Below are 23,950 nucleotides of genomic sequence, written 5' to 3' on the forward strand. Positions count from 1 at the left end.
GGTTTTTTTGTGCGTGTTGATTAACTGCTTCAGGCGACTCAGTTCCGGCTATCCGCGCTCTTGTCGCGAATTGCACGAAACTCGTTGCCCTTGTACCAGTTCGGCCAGTCCCGACTGTTCGCCAGTGCCAGGCCGATGTCGAGACCCAGCGCCAGATCCAGTGCCGCGCCTTCCAGGTTCCACTCCGGGTCATATTCGTCTCCCGGCTTGTGGTAGTGATCGGCGGTGTATACGTCGGCTTTCTTCTTGGCCCAGTCGCGGCCGTGTTCAAAGCTGTCGGTGCCGGATGAGAAATAGAGCATGGGCACGCCCTTCTTCGCCAGGCTGAAGTGATCGGAACGGTAGAAGTAGCCGCGCTCCGGGTGATCCTCCGGTGCCAGGTAACGTCCTTGGGTGCTGGCCACATCTTCCAGCATTTTTTCCAGCTCGCTGTTGCCGTATCCCACGACGATGACATCGCGCATGGGCCCGAGAACGCCCATGGCGTCAAAGTTGATACCGGCCACGGTATTTTCCAGGGGAACGACCGGGTTAGCGGCATAGTATTTCGAGCCCAGTAGTCCGGACTCTTCTGCGGTCACGGCGACAAACAGCAGGGAGCGCTGTGGAGCCTCTTCCATTTTGGCAACCTGGTGTGCCATGGCCAGCAGGCCGGCGGTACCGGTGGCATTGTCGACGGCACCGTTGAAGATGTGGTCCTGCCCCTCTGCGTGGTCATTGACACCGAGATGGTCCCAGTGAGCGGTGTAGATGATCGCTTCATCCGGGTGGGTAGTGCCCTCGATTTTGGCGATCACATTGCGCGAGTTGGACGTGCGGACTTCGCTTTTCAGGTCGACGGATGCGGTCAGGTTCAGTGGCTTCGGCTGGAAGCCCTGTTGCTTGGCAGCGTCCATCTCTTTCGCCAGATCCAGGCCAGCGGCGGTGAACAGCGACTTGGCTGCGTCGCTGGTGATCCAGGATTCCACCGCAACCCGGTCGGCGTTCTTGTCTTCAGACTCCAGGCTGATTTGAGCACCGGACCAGCTGCCGCTCACCACTTCCCACGGATATCCGGCGGCGCCGGTCTCGTGAACAATGATGGCACCTGCGGCGCCCTGACGCGCGGCCTCTTCAAACTTGTAGCTCCAGCGGCCGTAGTAGGTCATGGCGTTGCCGTTGAACAGGTTGTTGTCCTGAGTGGCGTAGCCCGGGTCATTGACAAGAATCACGGCGGTTTTGCCCTGCATGTCGAGGCCGGCGTAATCGTTCCAGTTGTTTTCCGGAGCGACGATGCCGTACCCCACAAACACCAGTGGACTGTCTTTCAGTTGGCTCTGGGGTGTCTGGCGCTGGGTAAAGGCGACCATGTCGGTGAGCGGCTGCAGCGACTTTTCAAAACCCTCGCCACGGATTTCCATCGGGGTGCTCTCGATCTGCATTTCGACCACGGGCACTTCCTGGAACCAGCTGGGGTTGCCATCGGCATCCACTGCGCCGGGCTTCAGGCCGAGTTTTTTGAACTCATCGGCCAGATAGTTCACCGTCAGCTCTTCACCTTTGGTCGCGGGCGCGCGGCCCTCAAATTGATCGGAAGCAAGCACGGCGATGTGTTTGTGCAGGTCTCGCGCGATTTCCGCAACTTCGGCCTTGTCGGCGTCGCTGAGTGTCGGCTCGGCAGTCGTATTTGCACCAGCATCGTTTGCTGCTGAAATCTGGCGTTCTTCTGCCGGTGCATTCTGGGACTCCGGTGCGGTGCTGTCTGCGCTGGTGCCTGCACCGTCTTTGCTGCAGGCGGCAATCGCGGTCAGCCCGGCGAGTGCCAGTGGCAGCGCCAGGCGCCGCCAGTGATCAGGAGTGTGCATAAAGATTCCTTTTTCTGGTTATAGGAAAGGGGTTGATGTTATTTGTTGTCCATAAACGCCAGGGTCTGGCGGATGGGGAAGAGCATGTCCCGGGCCAGAGTGCGGCAGCGCGCTGGCGACCAGCCTTCCAGAGGATCCGGGAGATTGTCATTGTCTTTGAAGGGCATCTCCAGGGTGAGTGCCAGGGTGCGGAACTGGTGGCCACACCAGTTGGTGCCGACGGTCATGTTGGCTTCACCGGGCTTGTCCAGGGGGTAGCCGCGCTCGGTCTGAAAATCCGGGCTGACCTGTTCGAAAGCCTGCTTGAAGGTGTTTTCCAGGGCAGCGTGCTGGTCGTCGTAGCCAGGGATGCCCTCGCAGGCGGCGACAAAATTGAACGGCAGGGCTTCGTCGCCATGGATGTCGAGGAACATATCTCCGCCAGTGGCGAGCATGCGCTCGCGCACCAGGTAGACCTCAGGGCTGCGTTCCATGCTCGGCGACTGCCATTCCCGGTTGAGGTTGGCGCCGGCGGCATTGGTGCGCAGGTGCCCACGCACGCTGCCGTCCGGGTTCATATTTGGAACAACGTAAAACACCGTGTCCTGCAGCAGCTGCATGGCGGCGGCGTTGGACTCGTCCAGCAGGGTTTCCAGGAAACCCTCGACAAACCATTCGGCCATGGTTTCGCCGGGATGTTGGCGGGCGATCATCCATACTTTGTGCTTGGCCGTTTGCGGATTGCCGACGGTCAGCAATGTCATTTCCCGCCCATCCAGTGTCAGGCCCAGGGTTTCTGCCTGTACGCGCTCGTCGGACTGCGCCCAGGCGATCAGATCCAGGTGCCGTTCCCAGGAGTAGGGCGCGAAATAGGCCAGGTAGATGGCGGGCTGTTCCAGGGAAACCGAGAAATCGAGCGTTTTGCCATCGTACTGGGTATCGATACGGAACCAGTGGTGGCGGTCGTAGGAGGCGCAGAGTCGATAGTTTTCCCAGCCCTCGGGGTAGGCCGCCTTGCCCGCATTGCCGATACGCAGGGCGTACTCTTTGCCGACTTCACCCTCGAGGCGAAAGTGGAACCACTGGTAGAAATCGGACTGGTTGTCGATCCGGATGGCGAGCTCGATGGGGCTGCTGTTCTTGTCGATGACTTTGATATTGCCGCTGTCGAAAGCGCTGCTGATGTGCATGCGTATGCTCCGCATTGGTCGTGGACGAAAAGGGGTTCACGTCAGATAGAGTTGTCGTATCCAACGGTTTGATTTGCATAATGCTGCAGGATACGGATTCGAATCAAACGTTCAGGATAGCCCGGGATAGCTTGGAGGAAATACCTGTCGCGCTTTTGTTTGTGAGAACAAAATATTGAAACAGCGAAGTATCCAGATATTTTTATGGCGACTTTGCGATCACCACCAGTGGCGGCGCGAAAATAAAGGCGTGAAAATTAAAAAGGCGCGGTGCTCTTGCGAACACCGCGCCCCTGCCAATCCATGGCGGCACCTGCTGAGACTACTGCTCCTTGAAATTTCTGGCGTCAGACCAATGACGACTTCTCACTGCCCGGTCAATGCGCGGTGCGAACCACAACCGCACCATCAGAAACGTTGTACTGCTCCCTGACATTCCTCAGCAGGTGCTGTCTAAAGTTTAGGCAGGCTGTGTGCATGTCGCCCTGCCGGGGGCAAAAGTTGGCGTGCGGTTGGTTAACTTTTGAACAGCTCTAGGGGCGCCGTGCAACTGGCGGGCAAGTCGCCCGGGGTTAATCGAAATTCAGCGCACTGTCTTTCCAGTATTTGGTTCCCTTGAGCGTGGCCTGTAGTGCGATGCCGCTTTCCGTCAGCTGATACACCCGCATTCCATCCGCGACAACCTCGCCGCCGACGGCCACTCCCTTGTCCTGGGCTTTGGCGGCGGCATCTGCGTGGCCACCGAAGGACCAGCCGTGCTCCACAAAACGATTCATCACTGCCGGCGAGTCAAAGACAAACAGTGCACGAAAATCCTTAACACCGAAGCCGAGGCCAACGCCGACCTCGCCCATTTTCATGTAGGTACGCTCGCCGGACCCACTAACCGCAACGCCGTAGCCGGTGGACGCGCTGGCCAATAGCAGGTTGACGTTTACGTTGCTGAATACGGCGTAACCGGGCGCCTTGGCTACGTCGCCACGCAGGTCGGGTTTCAGCCGATACAGCGCATCGAGCACTTCGCGTTCGGTTTGCTGTATGTGTTGCCGCTGCTCGTCACGGGTCTGGCCGGGTGCCGCACAGGCGGCCAGCAGGAGCACCTGTATGAGCAGTGCCAGCAGGGTGCAGTATCGAAAGTGGATGGGCATGGTGTGGTCTCCGTTGGTGTCCGCAGGGCCATTGTGGCGCCTGCGCTGATCGGTAGGGTCTTGTTGGTTGTTATTGAAGCCGTGATCAGACGGTTGTTTCGGACACCCTGGCGCGTTACGGCCAGGGTGTGCCAGCTTTTTGCTACGGTTGTGACCAGAATACCGACGAAGTAGCGGTGTGCCTGCGACCTGGCGCACAAAGATACAATGGGCGCCACTTTCGGGGCGGCGGACAAATCGGTATTCTTGCGAGCCTGAACTCTCTGGTGAACTTATCTTTCAGGAATGAAAATCCATGAATACATCGATTAAACGGGGCATTGCTGCTTCCTGTCTGTTGACCCTGATGCTGAACCTCACAGCCTGCGGTTACTTTTTATATCCGGAGCGGAAAGGTCAAACCGGTGGTCGGGTCGATCCGGTGGTGGTTATTCTGAATGGTGCCGGGCTGCTGTTCGGAATCTTGCCGGGGGTAGTTGCCTTTGCGGTGGATTTCACCAATGGCACCATCTATCTGCCGGCGGGCGGCTCTTCTGCCATTGATCGGCACATCAGCGCAGTGGATCAGGGTGACGATAACGGCAAACTGGCGAGCCTGCTGGACAGCGGGAAGCCGGTAGTGGATCAGAGTGGACAGGCGTGGATCGAGTTGCCGCTTGATAGCGTGACCGGCGGTGCTGAAGCGACCAATCTGGAGCAGGTGGGTGCAGCTCTGGGCGCTTACACCGGGCAGCCGGTGGCTGCCGCTGATATCGTATGGCTGCAGGACCTGGCCGCGCTGAATCAGGCGCGCGCTGCTCAGCAGGCCACTGCGGCCCGCTAACGGGTGGCCCTATTGTCCGGGGCGCAGTCTGCCCCTGAGGGTGTGGCGGGCCGGGATCACCGCCGCTACGCCCAAAACCTTCTCTCTTCCGACAGGGTGCTCCCGTTTGTACGGGATCCTCGCATCGTGCATATGGGGCTGAACCGGCTTTCCCCGGATCTCTGGCTCCAGGATTGCCCCCGTTTGCCCCACTACCATCACAACAAACTGTGTGCCCGGCGCAGGCTGGGGGACAGGGTGTATGCGCAACTGCCGTCGTCTTTGCCGGCGCAGCGGGAATTGGTGGCACTGTTGGCGCAGCACCTTCGGCAGCACCACCCGATGTACCATTTCCAGTCGGGCGGCGATCTTGCGTGGCAGCATTCGGCGGGATGTCTCCGCTGGCCTGGCCCGGCGGCCGCCATTGTGAGCGGTGAGCCGCTGTGGAACGCGAGCCTCTGGGTGGCGGATGATCTTTGTATTCTGATGCCCGGTGAGCGCGGCTATACGCTGGTTGCGGCTTCTCTGGCAGCGCCAAGTTACTGGCGGCTGGAGGAGAAAATTGGCCAGCCGCTGGCAGAAATCCATCGGCCGGTACCGGGGTTTGCAGAAAACATCGGTGCCCAGGTCTCCCGCTTTTTTGATCACCTGTTGCCGGAGTTCCCGGTGTGGCGCGGTAACTGGTCGGTGGTGGATTCGGCGGAGCTGCTGCATCGTGGCGAGAGCAGTGAGACGGGTAGTAGCGAGACGGGTAGTAGCGAGGCGGATAGTAGCGAGGCGGATAGTAGCGAGACGGATAGTAGCGAGGCGGGTAGTAGCGAGGCGGATAGTAGCGAGGTGGATAGTAGCGAGGCGGATAATGACAATACCGAGAGAGGCCTGTTCCTGCGAGTCGAGCGTCAGTCCCTGCGGCGCCTGCCGCAAACCGGTGCGGTGGTGTTTTCCATTCGGGTGATGATTAACCCACTGGAGGATTTGCTGGGGATGGCGGGTGTGCTCCGGCAACTGCAGGCGGCGGTAGCATCCATGTCACCGCAAGAGTCGCGCTACAAGTCCATTGCACCGTTCCGGCACCAGCTGGAGGCATTTTTCGCCGCACACCTGGCACCGTCTTGAGTCATGTGGAGCGCTCTGCCTTGAAGGCTTTTGGTGACAGGCCGGTCCAGCGCCGGAACGCCTTGCCGAAGGCACTCTCGTCGCAATAGCCCAGTGCCGCGGCTATATCCACGTTGGTTTTTTCGCCTTCCCGCAGCCACTGGCAGGCATAGTGGCTGCGCACTTCGTCCTGAATCGCCCTGAAACTGGCGTCTTCTTCCAGTAGTTTGCGCCCGAGGTGGCGCGGGCTGATGCATAGCCTAGCGGCGACCTGCTCGCGGCTAAGCTGCGGTTCCTGCTGCAGCAAATGCGCCACGCGCAGTTGCAGGCTTTTGCTGGTCAGCGCCTTCAGCAGTGCGTCTGCTTCCGGCTTGAGGCGGGCCATCACCTGGCGGTCGGCGGCCACCAGCGGAATTTCCAGATCCTGCGGGCGCAGGCGAATGCCGGAGAATTCCGCATTGAACTGCACTGGTGCCTGCAGCAGTTGCTGGTACTGCTGCTGTACCGCCAGCGACGGGGTAGGGTAGGCAAACTGGACGCTCTGGGGTTGGAAGTGCCGGCCGGTCATGGCCCGGGCCTGGGCCAGGCAAATGGAAAGCACGGTTTCGACCCGCAGGCGCGCGCAGCGCAGGTAATTCGGGCGGTAACAGAAATCCACATAAAAGCTGCCGCGGCGCATTTCAAACTGCCCGCCTTCACCCAGCAGTGGGTGGTAGATCAGCAGCTGGTCGAGCGCGGCCCCCAGGTTTTTCTGTGTCATCAGCAGGTAGCCCACCAGGCCCATCTGGCTGCCCTGCATGGCCTGACCGAGCCGGATTCCCAGCAGTGGGTCCGGATGCGCTGCTTGGACGGCCAGCCAGATCGCCTCCTGCACCTGCATTGGGACGCGCTCTTCCTCGTTAATGTCGGCCAGAAGGGCCTCGGCCTCAGCGGGGAGTTTTAGCTGCAGCCGTTCCAGAGCGCTTATAATTGCGCGCGTGTAGCTTAAGGTTACGCTTCTACTGTCTCTCGTGTTCACTAGGTCTGTCCGCAATTAACCAGATGCTGCCCGATTATGACGACGGCGCCTCTGAATGTCACGTTATATTGATTGCCAGTACATATTGGCAACAGGCCGATATACAAAGAGCGCGCTTGGCCCTTGCTTGAGTATCGGGCAGTGAGCTGAGAAAGAAGCCCGGAGAAGAATAATGAAGCCTTTCGCTGTGATCGGTGCCGGCCCCATGGGGTTGTGCAGTGTACGCAATCTGGCCAAGCATGGGATCCCCTGTGTCGGTTTCGAGACCCACAGTGATGTGGGTGGGCTGTGGGATATCGACAGTCCCACCAGCACTATGTACGAGTCGGCGCACCTGATCTCGTCCAAGAAGATGACGGAGTTTGCAGAATTTCCGATGGGGGATGATGTGGCGCTGTTCCCACATCACAGCGAATTGCGCGAATATTTCCGCGCCTACGCCCGTGAATTCGACCTCTATCGTCACTACGAATTCGAGACCGAAGTGGTTCACTGCGAGCGCGTGGAGGACCTATGGCACATCACAACCCGCCGCGGCGGTGAAGAGCAGACACGGGTGTTCGGTGGCCTGCTCATTGCGAACGGTACCCTCCATCACCCCAATATGCCGTCGCTGCCCGGTGAATTTGCCGGTGAGCTGCTGCACTCCTGCGACTACCGCGATCCAGCGATCTTCGAGGGCAAGCGTGTTTTACTGGTGGGCTGCGGCAACAGTGGCGCCGACATCGCTGTGGATGCCGTGCACCGCGCCAAGAGTGTCGATATCAGCCTGCGCCGCGGCTACTACTTCTTGCCGAAGTTCATCGGCGGTCAGGCCACGGATGCCCTGGGGGGGCGCATCAAGCTGCCGCGGTTTGTGCAGCAACGTATCAGCGCAGCGCTGTCCAAGCTTATGCTGGGCTCTCCGGAGCAGTACGGCCTGCCCAAGCCAGATTACAAGATGTTTGAGTCACACCCGGTGATCAACTCCCTGATTTTGCATCATATTGGTCATGGGGATATCAAGGCGCGCAGCGACGTTGCCGAGGTGGAAGGGAGTAGGGTGACCTTTACCGATGGCGCCAGTGGTGACTACGACATGGTCCTGATGGCGACCGGCTACAAGCTGCACTATCCGTTTATCGACCGCGCGCACCTGAACTGGGAGGGGTTTGCACCGCGGCTGTATCTGAACGTGTTCCATCCGCAGTACGACAACCTGTTCCTGATGGGCATGGTGGAAGCGGCCGGACTCGGCTGGGAAGGGCGCAACCGGCAAGCGGAGATGGTGGCCCTGTACATCCGACAGCTTGCCGCCGGCGCCGCCTCTGCCCACAAGCTCCAGCGAACCAAGCAGGAAGAGGCCGCGAATCGCGCCGACGGCGGGATGAACTACCTCGAGCTTGAGCGCATGGCGTACTACGTGCACAAGGACACCTACCTGAAGGCACTGGCCGGTCACACCAAAGACTTGCTCCGGGACCTACCTGTTGCGGATACTGGACACTTTTCAACCAGTTCGGCCGCAGCGACTCGCTGAGGCCACCCAGCCCATGAATGTATCTAACCCGGTAGTCATCGCTTCGATCGACAGCTTCCAAATGTCCCCGGCCGCCCTCGTCGCCCTGAATGCGGTGCTGGCATTTATGATGTTCGGGGTCTCCCTGGGGCTCCGCAAAGCCGACTTTGAGCGGGTTCTCAGGCGCCCGGTGGCGCCGCTCACCGGGCTCGTTGCACAGTTTCTGTTACTGCCCGCCATCACGTGTCTGGCTACCTGGGCATTGAACATCAGCCCCGGGCTGGCGCTCGGCATGATCCTGGTCTCCTGTTGCCCCGGGGGAACCTTTTCTAACGTGATGACCTGGATCGGGCGCGCCAATGTTGCCACCTCCGTGAGTATGACGGCTGTTTCCAGTGTGGTGGCGGTGGTCATGACGCCGTTCAATTTCGCTCTGTACGGAAGCCTGAACCCCCACACACGTGAAGCCCTGCAGGCGATTGCGCTGCCGGCAGAAAATATGGTGATGATGGTGGTGCTGGTGCTGGCCCTACCGATGGCGCTGGGCATGATTGTCGGTGCACGGCTGCCGCGCTTTGCCGCGCGCAGCGAGCCGTTTTTTCGTGCCGCGTCGCTGCTGGTGTTCCTGCTGTTCGTGGTGATTTCATTCAGCAAGCACTGGCACACGGCGCTGCAAATCGCGGGCGCGGTGCTGGTACTGGTGGTGGCCCACAATGCTCTCGCCTTCCTGATAGGCGATCTGGCCAGCCGCGCGGCGCGCCTGCCGCAGGGGGATCGTCGCGCGGTGACCATGGAGGTCGGGATTCAGAATTCGGGGCTGGCGCTGGCGATTCTTTTCACCTTCTACCCCGAGGCGGGGGAGATGTTGGTGATCGCCGGGTTCTGGGGCGTGTGGCACTTGGTTTCCGGCCTGTGCCTGGCGGGCTACTGGAACCTGAATCAGCGTCGTGAGGCGGTGCGTGCGAGCACCGGCGAGTGCGCCGGCTAGGCTCCGTGTACGGCCCGTAAAACAATAAGAGCAGTGTAAAAATGCGTGAACAAAGAGTTTTGATTACCGGTGCCGCCGGCTACGTGGGTGGCCAGCTCGGGTCTCTGCTGAGCGGTCAGATGCCGGTGGTGGGTGTGGATATTCAGCGGAAGGACACCCCATTCCCGTTGTTTGTCATGGATATCTGTGACGACGCGCTGGTGGAGTTGATGCGCGCGGAACGTATCACCCATGTGGTGCACCTGGCCTCGGTGGTTTCCCCGGGGCGAGACCGCGCGCGGGAATACCGTATTGACGTCGAGGGCACCCGCAACGTACTCGATGCCTGTATTGCCGCGGGCGTCGAGCATCTCACTCTCACCAGCAGCGGCGCGGCCTATGGCTACCATGCCGACAACCCGGCTTGGCTCGACGAGCAGGATCGCTTGCGCGGTAACCCGGCGTTTGCATACTCGGATCACAAGCGGCGGGTGGAAGAGATGCTCGCCGACTATCGTGTGAAGCATCCCCAGCTCCAGCAGCTCATCTTCCGTCCCTGCTCCATTGTTGGCGCGACCACCAACAGCAAGATCAGTGACCTGTTCGCCGGTGGCAGTATTCTGGATCCCGGTGGCTATAACTCCGCATTCGTCTTCGTATGGGATCAGGATGTCATTGGAGCTATCGAATTCGGTGTAAAACGCAGTGCGAGCGGCATCTACAATCTGGCGGGTGATGGTGCCCTGACACCGGAAGAAATCGCGCGGCTGCTGGGCAAGCCCCTGCGGCGACCGCCGGTGTGGTTGCTGAAAACTTTACTGGGGCTGAGCTACTACCTGGGACTTGGCAATGTGCATCCGGCACAACTGATGTTCCTGCAATACCGGCCTGTGCTGCTGAATACCCGCTTGAAGACCGAGCTGGGCTATCAACCCCAGAAAACGTCCGCCGAGGCGTTTGCCTATTTCGCCCGCGAGGCTCTGAACATTCCGGTTGACGCCGACACGGCAAGGGTCACCTTTGCCGAGCCTGCACTGGCCGGAGGGCAGCTCTGATGCGCACTGGCCGGGAGGATGCTACTAAGACCTTTGTGGTGACCGGTGCCGCCGGCGGGCTCGGCTGGGCGCTGGTGAGCGCGTTGATCAAGGCGCATGGCGGCGGTTGCCGTTTGCGCTTTGCCCTGGTGGATGTGGATGGCGAGGCGCTGGCCGCTCGCAGCCGTGAACTGAAGCACGAGAATATCGACGCCGAGGTGTTTGTGGCAGACCTGTCTAGCGAGGTGGCCGTGGCGGAACTCTGCGCACAGCTGCGTGAGCGCTATCCGACGATTCACTTGTTGATCAATAATGCGGGGATTACCCACCGCAGCCTCGCGTGCCAGACATCCAACGCGGTTATTCGGCGGGTTATGGCGGTCGACTACCATGCGCCGGTCGAGCTGGCCCAGGGATTACTGGCACCGTTGCGGGCGGCCGCTGGTTGTGTGATCAATATCAGCTCCATGGCGGGCTGGATGCCCGTGCTCGGGCGCGCGGGATACTGTGCAGCGAAAAGCGCGCTGCACCAGTACTTCGAAACCTTTCGCGAAGAGGTGCGCGAGGAGGGGGTCCGGGTGCTGATGGTGTACCCCAGCTTTGTGGCCACCAACATCGATGCGAATGCGCTCTCCGGAAATGGTGGGCGAGCCCAGCACGCGCAGAGCACCATTGGCGTGGTGCGCAGCGCAGACTGGATGGCTGAGCGTATTGTGGCCGCGCAAAGCGCCGGCAAGGAACGCCTGTTCGCGAAAGACAAAAGCCTGCTCGGAGCCTGGCTTTACCGGCTCGCGCCAGGTTTGTTCCTGCGGCAGATGGTCAAGAACTTCCGCGTAGAGCTTGAAGCGGGCCGCAAACTGGCGGAGCAGGGCGGCCAATAATCCTTCCAATATCCCCTCCGGGGTTGTCATCCTCGCGTAGCCATAAAGCAACGTGGCCGCGTTCAGTGTGGCCATGCCTGCCCCGCCGAATTTGTCGCGCACAGGCCTGACAAAAATCCTACAATGCCACGCATTCCCCCAAAGACCCGGAGGGTTTTTCGCGATGCCGCTGGTCGACAGTCACTGCCACTTCGATTTTGACGCCTTTGCGCCGGATCGCGCTGAAGTCTGGGCGCGCTCTGTCGCCAACGGTGTTGGCGCGCTCATTATTCCGGGCGTGAGCATCCCCCAGTGGCGGCACCTGTTTGCACTGGTGGATTCCGAGCCCGACTGGTATGGCGCAGTGGGAGTGCACCCCTGGTGGGTAAAGGATCTGGCGCTTGCGCCGCAACAGCTGCGGCGGGCGCTGATTGAGCGGGTGGAGCGGGAGCGGCGCCGCGGTGGCTGCGTGGCGATAGGTGAATGCGGGCTGGATGCCAACATAGACACCTCGATGGAGGCGCAGCTGGCCGTTTTTGAGGCGCACCTGATCGCCGCCAGGGAACGTTGCCTGCCGCTGATCGTGCACGTTGTGCGCGCGCATAATGAAGTAATTCGTATGTTGAAAAAATTGACACCACCGAAAGGCGGTGTGATCCATGCATTCAGCGGTAGCCGGGAAATTGCCGAGGCGTATATCGAGCTGGGCTTTTCTCTGGGGGTGGGTGGCACCATTACCTATGCGCGTGCGGCGAAAACCCGCAACACCCTTGCTGGCGTTGGGTTGGAAAATCTGCTGCTGGAGTCTGATGCGCCGGATATGCCCCACGCCGGACGCCAGGGGGAGCGCAACAGCCCTGAGTACTTGCCGACGGTCGCGGAAATCCTGGCAGAGCTGCGTGGCATTTCCGTAGACGATGTCATTTGCCAAACTGAAAAAAATACTCGAGCCCTGTTTGCGATATGAGTTTTTCTGTCGAACACTTCAAGCAACAATTCCCCCTGTTTGCGCAACCCGAAAATCGTGAGCTGGTGTACCTCGACAATGCGGCCACCACACAAAAACCGGCGAGCGTGATCGAGGCCATCCGTAATTTCTACCTGCACACCAATGCCAACACGCATCGATCCAGTCATCGACTGGCCAGGCGTGCCACGGAAATGGTGGAGCAGGTGCGGCGTGATGTGGCCGGCTTTCTCGGCGCCGCTTCGCCGAGGGAAGTCATTTTTACCCGCGGTGCCACCGAAGGGCTGAACCTGTTGGCCAACAGCCTGTGCAGCCAGTTGCGTCCGGGGGATGAAATCGTGCTGTCCACGGCCGAGCACCACGCGAACCTGGTGCCCTGGCAAATGATGGCGGCGAGCCGCGACCTGCGTTTGCGCTTTGTGCCGGATATAGCGGGCGTGCCGCAATTTGATCGTATCGACGAGGTGCTCTCCGCGCGCACCCGAATTGTTTCTGTTACCGCCGGCTCCAATGCGCTGGGGTTTCGCACCGACCTCGACTTGTTGCGAAACGCACTCTCGGGGCGTGACCTGTTCTGGGTGTTGGATGGTTCACAGTTGGCCGCGCATGATCCGATCGATGTGCAGGCAATGGGCTGTGATTTCTTCGTGTGCTCCGCGCACAAATTCTATGGCCCCACCGGCATCGGGCTGGTGTTTGGGCGCGAGGATCTGTTGGCCGCACTGCCTCCATGGCAGGGGGGCGGTGAAATGATTGCCAGCGTTGATCTGCTGGCGAGTGAATATGCGGGGTTGCCGCACAAGTTTGAGGCGGGCACTTCTTCACTGGCGTCGATTGCTGGCCTCGGTGCCTGTATTGATTTCCTGGGGCGGCAGGACCGCGCCGCCATGGCCCGGCACGAGCGGGCGCTGGTGCAGGAGCTGCACCAGCGGTTGCATGCGATTCCAGAGCTTACCCTGTTGAGTACGGCGGAAAATAATCTCGGTATTGCCACGTTGATCCATCCCCGTTGTGCGGCCATTGACCTGGCCCACTGGCTGGACGGGCGCGATATCGCAGTGCGCGTGGGGCACCACTGCGCCCAGCCCCTGCTGCAGGCCGCTGGGCATGTGGCGACCCTGCGCGCATCCGTGGCCGCGTATAACACCCGGCAAGACATTGATCGATTTGTCGCGGCAGTGGAGGAATTTGTGGCGCAGCTGGATGCGGATGAGGGCACGTCTTCGCCGCCGGTCGCGGAGCACGGGGCGAGCGCGGATGCGTGGACGCCCGACGATCTCGCCGATCTGGATCTCCAGCGGTTGCGCGATACCGCGACCTGGCAAGACCGCTATCGCATACTGATGGGCTGGGCCAAGGCTATTTCCCGCAAGGAAGAGATCCGTACCCCGGCCAACCTGGTGCGAGGCTGCGAGTCGAGCGCCTGGCTGGTCCACCGCTGTGATCGCGGGGTGCACCGGTTCGCCATCGATAGCGACAGCCGGATTGTAAAAGGCTTGGGCGCGCTGCTGCTCACCCAGCTGGGTGACCGGCCTGCCGATGGCAGCGCCAGGCAGCGCGTGCTGGCAATGTTCGACGAGCTGGGGCTGGCGCAGCAGTTGAGTGAGTCCCGCAGTAATGGTTTCCGGGCGCTACTGGAACGCGCGCTGGAGCTGATGGGGGAGTGACGCGCTAAGCGTGCGTACTCGCCTGTTGCAGTATCCGTTCGATGGCTTTGGAGGCCGCGGCAAAACCGAAGGTGCCGGTGATCATGGTGGCAGCGCCAAAGCCGCCACTGCAATCCAGCTTCACGCCGTTTTGCATGGTGCTTTTCTGCGCGCAAACCTGGCCGTCGGGCTGGGGGTACACCATGGCTTCACTGGAGTAGATAGCGTCCACGCCAAACTGACGCTTGCGGGACTTCTGGAAATTGTGGAAGCGGTATAAATGTTGCCGCACCTTGGCGAGCATGGGATCACTGACTGTGCGCCCGAGATCCGCACAGGTCACTCCGAGAGGATTGGTTTTGCCGCCGGCGGAACCCACGCTAATCAGACGCAACTTGCGCGCCTTGCAATAGGCAATCAGTGCAGCCTTCACCCGCGCGTTGTCGATCGCGTCAATCACCACATCGATGCGGGCGGTGTCCGGGTCGAGGAACTCGCCAAAATTATCACTGGCAATAAAGTCCTCCCGGGTGATGACCGTGATCTCCGGGTTGATGGCGCGCAGCCGCTCCGCCATAACCGCCACCTTGATATCGCCCACCGTGTCGGCAAGCGCATGAATCTGCCGATTGGTATTGGTGATACAGATGTCGTCCAGATCAATCAGAGTCAGTTTACCCACGCCGCTGCGGGCCAGTGCTTCTGCCGTCCAGCTTCCCACGCCGCCGATACCAATGATGACCACGTGGGCGTCGCACAGCACGGGCAGCGCCTTTTCACCATAGAGTCTGGCGATTCCGCCAAAACGTTGCAGATAGGAGTCGCTGAGAGGCATGGGTGTAATCCGGAGTTGCAGCTTGAAGTCGGTCTGTGATTGAGCGGGAACTGGTCGGGTTTGATGATTGCGTGGAGGTAATAGGAGCTGAATCTTGCCTGACCGTTCTCGGTTCAACAGGTCAGGGAGCCGTTAGCGCGCGGCAGGGCCGGGCGGCCCTGCGCGTGTCGATCACTTAGTCACTTAGTGCACGTGGCCGTGGTCGACTTCTTCAGCGGTGGCTTCGCGTACGGAGACCACTTCGATGTCAAAGTGCAGCTCTACGCCCGCCAGCGGATGGTTGCCATTGATGGTGACCTGATCGCCATCGATATCGATGATCTCTACTTCAATCGGCTGACCTTCGGTGCTCTGGGCGCGGAATGCCATGCCCACTTCCAGCTTCTCGACACCGCCGAAAGCGCTGCTTGGCAGGGTCTGGATCAGCTCCGGGTTCTGCGGGCCGTAGCCTTCTTCCGGTGCGATCACCACGGTGAACTTGTCACCGGCGCTCTTGTCCAGCATTTCCTTTTCCAGGCCGGGGATGATGTTGCCTACACCCTGGAGGTACTTCAGCGGCTGGCCACCTTCGGAGGAGTCAATCACGGTGCCTTCGGCATCTTTCAGGGTGTAGTTGATCTCCACCACACTGTGGTTAGCAATTTTCATTGATAATCTCTTGTATCTTGAGAGTGAGTTGTAGCGCTTACCGCTTACACAAGGAAAAGCAAACGGGGGAATAAAGGCTGTGTGAGGGGGCATTGTATGGGGCGGCCCCGGCCGTCGCAACCGAGTGACGGGGACAGCTCGGTTGCACACAGGGATCGGCCGCGGGGCCAGGTGGCCTGAGCGGCGCTTACCCGGGAAGGGCGGGGCGGGGTGTAGTGGGAAGTCAGCAGGCGATCGACAGTGGCTCCTGGCTGGTGTCGTACAGGTTGCCGGCCGTGCGTACCAGGCGGTCACAAATGGCGGCGGAGAAGCCAAGTTCCAGCAGCCGCCCTTCGAAGTACTCGAGCAGCGCCTCGAACAGCGCCGGGTTCATGCCCCGTGCCAGGAAGCTGGCGCGAGCGCTGCGCAACGGCTCCGGCTGGTTTGAGAGAGCGTGGCTCAGGAACTGGGCCTGGCGGGTGCGCTGCTTGCCGTGGTCTGTGCAGTCTTCTGCGACCAGGTGCTTGCCGATGGCGTGGTAAAACTCGCTCACGGTTTCCTGGATAAAGTGACGGCCGCCAAGCTGGGCCAGCAGCCCGTCTTCTACGAGCTCGGAAGCAGCGCCAGAAGAGGGCGGGTGCCCACTGGCGGGTGTGAAATTTGTGCGTGCAGGCACTGGTTTTGACATTGCTGATCCCCCATTGACATAGCGTTTGCCCGATTTCGCTTGCGCCTGAATTGCCTCATTTATAAACAGTCACCCGGGGAGCGATCGTGCGCTGAGGAATCCCGGGTGAGGGCGTGTGGCTGCCTGTCGCGATATCGGCCGCAAGATTACGGGATGGGAATACGGCTGCCAACGAAGCGGCAGAAAATTGTCACACTCTTCCACGGGTTGTGATGAGATGGTTTAAACAGGTGCAAAACCGGGCGCGAGTTACTTCCGCTGCCGGCTTTTGAGGCATTTTTTGCTCGTTACGGGTCAGGGCGGCGCGGGTTTGTGGGCAAGCTCGCGACCATTGGCGCGCATCGAAGGCGCGCTGTTAGACTAGCGGGCTTTTCAGTATTAACAATGAACAGGTCCGCCCCGGCAGCCCGCCACCCAGCGGGATGACCAGCGGCGAGGTCAGGCAGTAATCAAGCAGAGGCAGGGCATTATGGCGAGTATTTTTACCCAGATTATCAATGGCGATCTGCCGGGGCACTTTATCTGGCGCGACGAGGTGGCCGTGGCGATCATGACCATCGCCCCCATTAAACCCGGGCATTGCCTGGTGATTCCGGTGGAGGAGATCAATCACTGGGATGATGTGCCTGAGGAGGTGACTGCCCATCTGCTGGCGGTGGCGAGTAAAGTGGCCAAGGCGCAGAAGAAGGTGTATTCGCCCAAGCGCGTCGGGGTCATGGTAGCCGGTATCGAGGTGCCACATACCCATTATCATCTGGTACCGATCAATGAAATCGCCGATCTGGACTTCGCGTTGCAGAAGCCGGCGGAGCCTGAAGCGCTGGCCGCGGAGGCGGCGAAGCTACGCCAGGCTCTGGAGGAACTCGGTTACCGTGCCGATGCCAACTGAGGGCGCGAGGGGTCTATTGAGAATCTGCATCAACAGATGCATCCAAACCCCCCGCTGGTGCAGTCTCACTGGTATTGAACAAAACAACAGGTAACCGGCTCATGTTTCGCAGATTGAATATTTTCGTATCACTGATGGTGGCGCTTTCCCTGATGGCAAGCGCCGTGCATGCCCAGCAAAGCAGCAGAACCTTCCCGCTGAACGGCTTTACCGCCATTGCGTTGAAAGGCGGCTCTAACCTCCAGGTTATTCAGGGAGACACATTCTCCGTGACGGCCCACGGTGAAGAGGCGGACCTGATACACGCCAAAGCCGAGGTGAAGCGCGACACCCTGGAGCTGTCCGTGGAGCAGGAAAGTAAGAGCCTGTTCGGGATCGTTACCGTCAGCAGCGAGCCTGTCGTGGAATACCGGGTCACTCTTCCGGTGATCGACAGCCTTCGGGTGACCGGCTCTGGTGACGCGACCGCGGATACCCTGGAGAGCGAGAAACTCGACCTGCGGGTGACCGGCTCTGGCATGATTCGGGTGAACAAAGTCGCTGCCGAGACGCTGTCCACCGGCGTGACCGGGTCTGGGGATGTCTTGCTGGGCACCGTACTCGCGGTTCACGGATCAGCAGGTATCACTGGCTCTGGTGATATCCGCATGGAGAACTTTGTCGGCGAGGACTTTTCCGCCCAGATCAAGGGCTCCGGGGATATCGCAGTCGGCGGCAAGGTGGCCAGCCTGAATGTGACGGTCATGGGATCTGGCGACTTTATGGGGCGCAATCTGGTGGCCAATACCGCAGGCGGCTCGATTATGGGCTCCGGTGATATCGTGCTGAAGCGTCCCGTTAGTGAGTCCTTCTCCGTCATGGGCTCGGGAGATGTCGCTCTGGTGGAGTAGTCGTTGCCCCCACGCGCAACTAGCGAAAGGCCCCAAAAGCGCGGATCCCGCTGTTTTTCAAAGACAGTGGGATCCGCGTTTTTCGTTAGTAGTAACAGTGATGGCAACCAATGGGATATAGACTTAAGGGGTTGAAACGGTCATTTCGACCTCCACAATGCTTAGATCGCCGCGCATTGCGCGCTGGCAGGTGCAGGGAGAACCTATGAGCGCTTCGGACGACGACGGCCAACAGGATACGCGAATGAAAAGCGAGGGCCGCTTGCGGTCCCTCCGGCGACACTGGAAGCAATTCCGTAACGAGGCGCGGGATAAGTCCCATTGGGCCGCGGAGCGCCTTCTGGACAAGCGTATCTGCATCGGCATCACTGGCCTGAGCGGCGCCGGCAAGTCTACCCTCATCACCAGCCTGATTTATCAGCTCAGCCACCCGGACCAGGCCCAGCTGCCCGGTTTTGCCCCTGCGCTGAACGGGCGCCTGCTCGGCGCGGAACTACACCCCGCCCTGGATACCGGGCTACCGCTGTTTGAGTACCCGCGTTGCCTGGAAGCACTGACCGCCAATCCCCCGCGCTGGCCCGAGTCCACCCGCGACCTGTCCGCCCTGGAGCTACACGTCCATCTACGGGGCAGACGGCTGGGGCGCGATTATCGGCAGAAGCTGATTCTGGAGCTGCGCGATTACCCGGGTGAGTGGCTGATGGACCTGCCACTGTTGCAGATGGACTTCGCCACCTGGTGCCGCCACCAGCGGGACCTCCTGGAGGGCGCCCCCCGTGCGGATCTGGCGCCGGAATTGCTGGGGCAGCTGCGGGGTATTGCGCCGGAGGCGGTGATAGAGGCAGGACGGCTCGACAGCCTTTGGCAGAACTACCGGCAGTTTCTCCGGGATTGCCGCAGTGAGCGAAAGCTCAGCTATCTGCAGCCAGGCAGGGCGCTACTCGACAACGACGAATACGGTTTTTTCCCGCTGCCCGCATTGCACCATCAATCGGAGCAGGAGTTACGAGCACTTCCGGATGACAGCGTGTACAAGGTTCTGGAGGCACGTTATCGAGCCTATGTGGAGGAAAAGGTCGCACCTTTCGTGGAGACCCACTTCCGACACCTGGATCGCCAGCTGGTGCTGGTGGACCTGATCAGCACGCTGTTTGCCGGTGAGGAGTCACTGGAGGATATGCGCAAGGCGTTCGGGCATATAGCGGACACGTTCCGCTATGGCAGCAATGGTCTGCTGCGTAAATTGTGGCGCCCCCGCATCGACCGCCTGCTGTTTGCGGCGACCAAGGTGGATCAAGTGTTGGCCGCTGACCATGACGCCCTGCGCCAATTGTTGGGCCAGCAGCTGCAGCAGGTATTTTCCGGTGCGCGACATCGCGGCTTGCCACTCTATTGTGAGGCTATCGCTGCCGTGCGCTGCTCCAATGAAAGTGTGCGTGATGGTCGCCGCATGCTGGTCGGGCACGGTATGGATGGCCGTTACCTGGGGTTTGAAAACGCCGAGATCATGGCGCACTTGCCGCAAGATCGGGAGTGGCAGCACTACACGGGTGGGTTGCCGCCGCAGCTGCGACCGCCTGCGGGCATAGGGCGGGAAGGGTACCTGCCGCATATCCGTATGGATGCGCTATTGAACCTGTTGCTGGGAGACAAGGTGTAATGGCTACTTCTGACAATCAATTCGACAAGGCCCCCGCCCGCGATAGCGGGGCAAAGCCGCGCCGCCAGACCCGGATCGAAAACCTGGAGGTGGAAGAACCGGCGCTACACGACCGGGCCAGTACCCGGGTGGAGTCTCTCGCGGAAGAGCCGGCGGAGCTGCCGCGCTCCATCACCACCGGTGAATCCCTGCCGGACAAAATATCGTTCTCGGAGCTGCGGCTGCCGGTGTTCCGCCTGCGCATGTGGAAGCCCGCGTTACTGGCGGCACTGGCGCTGGCCTTTGGTGCGGTATTTTGGGAGCTGCGACAGTTCTTTTACTGGGCGTCGGATATGCACTGGAGCCTGGGGCTGCTGGCGGCTGTCATCATCCTCGCGCTGGTGGCGACCATGGCCAGTGCGGTGTGGGAGTATTTTCGCGCGGGCAAACCGCTGCGGAAGCTCCAGAAAACCCAGGAGTTGGCTGCCGAGGTGCGGGATAGCCGAGCGACGGATGCGGTAGAGCCCCTGAATCAGCAACTGCGCGCACTGTTTGCGGGTAAGCCGCAGGGGGCGCTATTAGCGCGGGTGCAGGCAGAAACCCCCGATTACTACGACAACAGCGAGTTGCTCCGTCACCTCGAGCTGAATTTTTTCGAGGCGCTGGACCAGGAGGCGCTGCGTCGTATTGTGCGACATGCCACCACTACCGGCGCACTGGTTGGCCTGAGTCCGTTTACTACCCTCGACGTGCTTGTCGCTTTGCGGCAATCCATGCGTATGATCGATGATGTGGCGCAGATCTATGGCGTGCGCCCGTCGATCGTGGTGCGCTGGCGGCTGTTCAAGAAAATACTCGCGCTGGTGGCCTACAGTGGAGCCAGTGAGTACGCGGTCAGTGAACTGTGGCCGGAGCTAGTAGGGGACAGTATGTTGAGTACGGTGTCTGCGCGACTGGGGCAGGGTATGGGCGCGAGCCTGTTTATGGCGCGCATCGGTCTCGCCGCCGTGCACAGCTGCCGCCCGATACCGTTTTCCGAGAAGCAGCGGCCACGTCTGGGGGCGCTAACCAAGCGCATCGCGGGCAGCCTGAAGGAGCGCCTGCTTGGGCGAGACTCGCAGCAGTGGTCCGCTGGTGCGGCTGGTGGTGGGCGTGATGCAGTGGGTGCTGAAAGGAAGTCGTCACCGGGCGCAGAATAACAGCGGCCCGGCGACTGTGTGACAGGGGCGGGTACTTACTGGAACTGTTTCTTCATCAGCATGCGGGTGTGATGCTGATCGACCAGCTGGGCGAGGGTATCGTATCGGCTCTTGATAAATGGGCGGGGGTTGTTTGCGCCGGTTTCATCCGGGTATTCAACGCCCTCCCTGACCATTTGCAGTTCCTTCGCCAGTGCCTGCATGGCATCAAAGATCGCCTTGGTATTTTTTTCATCATGAAACACGCGAGAGCTGGCGGTGTCTGCCCAATAAGCGTCGCACTCCCCCAGCCACTCTGCACGTTGATTCAGAAAGTTGATGGTATTGCGGATGCCACCTTTGTACTGGGGCTTGAAGTTCTCATTGACGTACTTGCCCAGGCTCCGCATACCGGAGTCGACAAATTGCTCGACCAGGGAATTGCAATAGCTGTCGGTGAGATAGGAGGGATGGGTTTTGGCGGTTGCAGTGGTGGTCGCGAAGATGGCGAACAGGCCTGTTAACAGGGTCGCCCTGAGCGATGACAAATACACATCCACATCCATGCCAAAAGCCTTACGAAGAAAAGTTGTTTTTACTAACCGTAGTTTTGAAGTTTTCTGGGTTTTCATTGTTGAATGCCCTAGTGTTGTTTTCGCTATCAGGCTTGTTATTGTGATAAACATCACATGAATAACGAAACGCCAATCTTCTGTCAACGGCTTTTAAGTATGATTTGTCACTAATGGTCCAATTGCGGAAACAGTACGCTTTTTTTCGGACGACTTGGGTGTAGGCATGACCTGTTCTGGCCGTTATGAACAGGTTGAGTGCGGGTTTTTTGAGCGCTTTGGCGCAGTATGAATCTGGTGCGAACGGGGATGGTCGTTTGCTGCCAGCGAAAGGAGAGAGTTTTGTCTGAATTTGAATTTGATTTTGATCTATTTGTCATTGGTGCCGGTTCCGGTGGGGTACGTGCTGCACGTATGGCGGCTGCCACTGGTATGCGGGTTGCCGTGGCCGAAGATCGTTACATGGGTGGCACCTGCGTGAATGTCGGGTGTGTACCCAAGAAACTTTTTGTCTACGCCAGTGGTTACCGGGAAGCATTTGAAGACGCGGAAGCGTTCGGCTGGGAGGGTCAGACCGGTGCGACCTTTGTGTGGCCGACGCTGCGCGATAACAATGCGCGGGAAATCACTCGCCTGAACGGTATTTATCGGAACCTGCTGAGCAATGCGGGTGTGCAGGTGATTGATGGCAGAGCCACCCTGAGCGGGCGACAACAGGTCACCGTGGGTGACGCCACCTACAGCGCGGAACGCATACTGGTGGCCACAGGTGGTTGGCCTTATGTGCCCGACTTTGCGGGCAGTGAGTATGTGATCACGTCGAACGAGGTTTTTGCGCTGGAAGTGTTCCCGCGTCGGGTGCTCGTGGTTGGTGGCGGCTATATCGCGGTGGAGTTCGCGGGCATTTTTGCAGGGCTGGGCGCGGAAACACATCTTTCTTACCGTCGCGAACTCTTTTTGCGCGGGTTTGATAACGACGTGCGTCGGTTTGTGCGCGACGAAATGGGCAAAAAGCAGGTAGACCTGCATTTTAATCATGTGGTGACTTCCATCGAAAAGCAGGAGGATGGCTCGCTCAAGGTACATGGGGCGGACGGGAGCATACTCGAAGTAGATGCCGTTCTGTACGCTACCGGGCGCAGGCCGAACACTCAGGGGCTTGGCCTGGAGAAGCTGGGTGTCGTGTTACACAAGGATGGCACCATCGGTGTTGATGACAACTTCCGCAGCAGTGTCACATCGATTTATGCGCTGGGTGACGTCACCGGTGGGCCCGAGCTCACTCCGGTTGCGCTGGCAGAGGCCATGGCGCTGGTCAGGCACTGGCAAACCGGTAAGACCGCGGAGATCGATTACAACAATATTCCGACGGCAGTTTTCTGCCAGCCAAACATTGGCACCGTTGGTTTGACCGAAGAGGAAGCGCGTCAGGCGGGTATTCCGGTGGAGATTTACAAGTCCGATTTCCGCGCCATGCGCCATTCCGTCAGTGGTCGGGATGAGCGTACCCTGATGAAGCTGATTGTCGACAAGGGCAATGACAAAGTGATTGGTGCGCACATGGTGGGCCCGGATGCGGGAGAGATTATTCAGGGGATTGCTGTGGCGATGAAGGCGGGGGCAACCAAAAGCGTGTTCGACCAGACTATTGGTATCCACCCCACTGCAGCCGAAGAGTTTGTCACCATGCGCACGCCGGTGGCGGAATAACCCAAAGTTTGGATAGGGCGCTGCAGGCGCCATTAAAAAAGGCGGTGTCGGAATATCCGACACCGCCTTTTGCGTATTCTGTACGTCTCCTCGCCCGGTGGCCTGGGGCAGTTGGCTCATTCAGGTTGGGGCGTTGCCCCACATCGGGCACCACAGGGTGTGGTTCCCGCGGTGCTCCTGACCCTGTCAGTGACAGGTATCCTTCAAATTGAGGACTGGTCGGTCGGGTCTAGCTCGGTATCCTCGATACTGTCCAATACCGGCATCTGGTGCCGGCGTGACTTGCGGCGATCTCCACGCTCCTTGAGGCAGCGTTCCACTGAATTGAAGGCACCGGTAACCGCGCGATGAATGGAGTCGCTTTCATTGGTAATGGTGACCGGGTTTCCGCTCAGGGCGAGTTCCACGGAAGCTTTGTATTGCTTCCCTTTGTGCTTGTGTTGGTGGGGGGCTTCTAGGACCACACGGCTACGTATGATGTCGCCACAATAACGTTCGAGTTTGTGTAACTTCCGGGAGACCGTGTTGGCCAGAGCGGCAGATTTGTCGATATCACGGAACACAATGTTATCGTAAGGCGCAGATTTCATGGGCACATACCTCCGGTTATAAAGGGTCCATGCAGGCCGCAAAGTGCGGTTTGCTGAAAGAAGGTAGGGCGCCCTGTAGAGAGTCTCTGCTCAGAAGGAAAATCGGATCACCAGAGGTCGCAGTATCAATATTTGCCGTGGTGGCAATGAGTGTGTTTTGCGCCCGGGCCGGTTTCCCAACTGGGTCAGGAGTAACTCCCTGTAGGTCATAATGCGATTCTCAGAAAAAAAATCAAGCACCTGGATCAATAAAATGTCATAAAAATTTGGTAATGCGTGGGGAA

At 59.7% G+C, this 23,950-nt stretch carries 22 protein-coding genes; 13 read left to right on the plus strand and 9 right to left on the minus strand.

What is annotated here, in order from left to right; translation table 11 throughout:
* Positions 1 to 38: 38 nt before the first annotated feature.
* The 3 genes from AU182_RS08570 to AU182_RS08580 all read right to left on the minus strand — a co-directional run bounded on the left by AU182_RS08570 (position 39) and on the right by AU182_RS08580 (position 4,161).
* On the minus strand, positions 39 to 1,844 hold the full coding sequence (locus tag AU182_RS08570) for a M28 family metallopeptidase (protein WP_066963700.1): 1,806 nt from the start codon (positions 1,842 to 1,844) through the stop codon (positions 39 to 41).
* A 38-nt stretch (positions 1,845 to 1,882) separates the two neighbouring features.
* On the minus strand, positions 1,883 to 3,013 hold the full coding sequence (locus AU182_RS08575) for a M14-type cytosolic carboxypeptidase (RefSeq protein WP_066963703.1): 1,131 nt from the start codon (positions 3,011 to 3,013) through the stop codon (positions 1,883 to 1,885).
* 572 nt (positions 3,014 to 3,585) lie between these two features.
* Positions 3,586 to 4,161 (minus strand): hypothetical protein, encoded by a 576-nt coding sequence (locus tag AU182_RS08580; RefSeq protein ID WP_066963706.1) that lies wholly within the window; start codon positions 4,159 to 4,161, stop codon positions 3,586 to 3,588.
* Positions 4,162 to 4,456: 295 nt separating this feature from the next.
* On the opposite strand from AU182_RS08580, the gene AU182_RS08585 reads away from it, so the two are divergent.
* Both AU182_RS08585 and AU182_RS08590 read left to right on the plus strand, forming a co-directional pair.
* Positions 4,457 to 4,984: a hypothetical protein gene (locus AU182_RS08585; protein ID WP_066963709.1), complete on the plus strand. Its 528-nt coding sequence runs from the start codon at positions 4,457 to 4,459 to the stop codon at positions 4,982 to 4,984.
* A 132-nt stretch (positions 4,985 to 5,116) separates the two neighbouring features.
* Entirely contained in the window at positions 5,117 to 6,079 is a 963-nt protein-coding gene (locus AU182_RS08590; RefSeq protein ID WP_082859315.1) for a DUF3445 domain-containing protein, read from the plus strand.
* 1 nt (position 6,080) lies between these two features.
* Here the strand turns inward: AU182_RS08590 and AU182_RS08595 are convergent, their stop codons facing one another.
* Entirely contained in the window at positions 6,081 to 7,076 is a 996-nt protein-coding gene (locus tag AU182_RS08595; RefSeq protein ID WP_082859316.1) for an AraC family transcriptional regulator, read from the minus strand.
* Positions 7,077 to 7,248: 172 nt separating this feature from the next.
* On the opposite strand from AU182_RS08595, the gene AU182_RS08600 reads away from it, so the two are divergent.
* The 6 genes from AU182_RS08600 (at position 7,249) to AU182_RS08625 (ending at position 14,069) form a co-directional block, all read left to right on the plus strand.
* Entirely contained in the window at positions 7,249 to 8,595 is a 1,347-nt protein-coding gene (locus AU182_RS08600) for an NAD(P)/FAD-dependent oxidoreductase (RefSeq protein ID WP_066963718.1), read from the plus strand.
* A 13-nt stretch (positions 8,596 to 8,608) separates the two neighbouring features.
* Positions 8,609 to 9,562 carry a bile acid:sodium symporter family protein gene (locus AU182_RS08605; RefSeq protein ID WP_227718193.1) on the plus strand — a complete coding sequence of 318 codons (954 nt, stop codon included), beginning with the start codon at positions 8,609 to 8,611 and terminating at the stop codon, positions 9,560 to 9,562.
* A gap of 41 nt (positions 9,563 to 9,603) precedes the next feature.
* Positions 9,604 to 10,596 (plus strand): SDR family oxidoreductase, encoded by a 993-nt coding sequence (locus AU182_RS08610; RefSeq protein WP_082859317.1) that lies wholly within the window; start codon positions 9,604 to 9,606, stop codon positions 10,594 to 10,596.
* Positions 10,596 to 11,456 (plus strand): SDR family oxidoreductase, encoded by an 861-nt coding sequence (locus AU182_RS08615; RefSeq protein WP_066963721.1) that lies wholly within the window; start codon positions 10,596 to 10,598, stop codon positions 11,454 to 11,456. The genes AU182_RS08610 and AU182_RS08615 overlap by 1 nt, the downstream gene beginning before the upstream one ends.
* A gap of 163 nt (positions 11,457 to 11,619) precedes the next feature.
* Positions 11,620 to 12,402, plus strand: coding sequence for a TatD family hydrolase (locus AU182_RS08620; RefSeq protein ID WP_066963724.1), 783 nt, complete (start codon positions 11,620 to 11,622; stop codon positions 12,400 to 12,402).
* Positions 12,399 to 14,069, plus strand: a complete 1,671-nt coding sequence (locus AU182_RS08625; RefSeq protein WP_066963727.1) for an aminotransferase class V-fold PLP-dependent enzyme — start codon at positions 12,399 to 12,401, stop codon at positions 14,067 to 14,069. Before AU182_RS08620 ends, AU182_RS08625 begins: the two co-directional genes overlap by 4 nt.
* A 4-nt stretch (positions 14,070 to 14,073) precedes the next feature.
* Here the strand turns inward: AU182_RS08625 and tcdA are convergent, their stop codons facing one another.
* The 3 genes from tcdA to AU182_RS08640 form a co-directional block, all read right to left on the minus strand.
* Positions 14,074 to 14,883: a tRNA cyclic N6-threonylcarbamoyladenosine(37) synthase TcdA gene (gene tcdA / locus AU182_RS08630; protein ID WP_066963730.1), complete on the minus strand. Its 810-nt coding sequence runs from the start codon at positions 14,881 to 14,883 to the stop codon at positions 14,074 to 14,076.
* A gap of 183 nt (positions 14,884 to 15,066) precedes the next feature.
* Positions 15,067 to 15,531, minus strand: a complete 465-nt coding sequence (locus AU182_RS08635) for a peptidylprolyl isomerase (RefSeq protein WP_066963733.1) — start codon at positions 15,529 to 15,531, stop codon at positions 15,067 to 15,069.
* Between the two features lie 223 nt (positions 15,532 to 15,754).
* Positions 15,755 to 16,198: a hypothetical protein gene (locus AU182_RS08640; protein ID WP_066963736.1), complete on the minus strand. Its 444-nt coding sequence runs from the start codon at positions 16,196 to 16,198 to the stop codon at positions 15,755 to 15,757.
* A gap of 469 nt (positions 16,199 to 16,667) precedes the next feature.
* Between AU182_RS08640 and AU182_RS08645 the strand changes: the two genes are divergently transcribed.
* The 4 genes from AU182_RS08645 (at position 16,668) to AU182_RS08660 (ending at position 20,815) form a co-directional block, all read left to right on the plus strand.
* Positions 16,668 to 17,087, plus strand: coding sequence for an HIT family protein (locus tag AU182_RS08645; protein ID WP_066963739.1), 420 nt, complete (start codon positions 16,668 to 16,670; stop codon positions 17,085 to 17,087).
* Positions 17,088 to 17,188: 101 nt separating this feature from the next.
* A complete protein-coding gene (locus AU182_RS08650; RefSeq protein ID WP_066963741.1) occupies positions 17,189 to 17,977 on the plus strand; it encodes a GIN domain-containing protein in 789 nt (262 codons plus the stop codon).
* Positions 17,978 to 18,182: 205 nt separating this feature from the next.
* Positions 18,183 to 19,637 (plus strand): YcjX family protein, encoded by a 1,455-nt coding sequence (locus AU182_RS08655; RefSeq protein ID WP_227718194.1) that lies wholly within the window; start codon positions 18,183 to 18,185, stop codon positions 19,635 to 19,637.
* Entirely contained in the window at positions 19,637 to 20,815 is a 1,179-nt protein-coding gene (locus AU182_RS08660; protein WP_066963744.1) for a TIGR01620 family protein, read from the plus strand. Before AU182_RS08655 ends, AU182_RS08660 begins: the two co-directional genes overlap by 1 nt.
* A gap of 35 nt (positions 20,816 to 20,850) precedes the next feature.
* On the opposite strand, the gene AU182_RS08665 is transcribed toward AU182_RS08660, so the two are convergent.
* Positions 20,851 to 21,348: a hypothetical protein gene (locus tag AU182_RS08665; RefSeq protein ID WP_227718195.1), complete on the minus strand. Its 498-nt coding sequence runs from the start codon at positions 21,346 to 21,348 to the stop codon at positions 20,851 to 20,853.
* A 360-nt stretch (positions 21,349 to 21,708) separates the two neighbouring features.
* Between AU182_RS08665 and gorA the strand changes: the two genes are divergently transcribed.
* Positions 21,709 to 23,076, plus strand: coding sequence for a glutathione-disulfide reductase (gene gorA / locus AU182_RS08670; RefSeq protein ID WP_369802073.1), 1,368 nt, complete (start codon positions 21,709 to 21,711; stop codon positions 23,074 to 23,076).
* Between the two features lie 203 nt (positions 23,077 to 23,279).
* Here gorA and AU182_RS08675 read toward each other — a convergent pair whose 3' ends face one another.
* Positions 23,280 to 23,666, minus strand: coding sequence for an HPF/RaiA family ribosome-associated protein (locus AU182_RS08675; protein WP_066963753.1), 387 nt, complete (start codon positions 23,664 to 23,666; stop codon positions 23,280 to 23,282).
* Positions 23,667 to 23,950 lie beyond the last annotated feature (284 nt).

Origin of the sequence: Microbulbifer sp. Q7, assembly GCF_001639145.1 — a bacterium.
In the GTDB taxonomy this organism is placed as follows: domain Bacteria; phylum Pseudomonadota; class Gammaproteobacteria; order Pseudomonadales; family Cellvibrionaceae; genus Microbulbifer.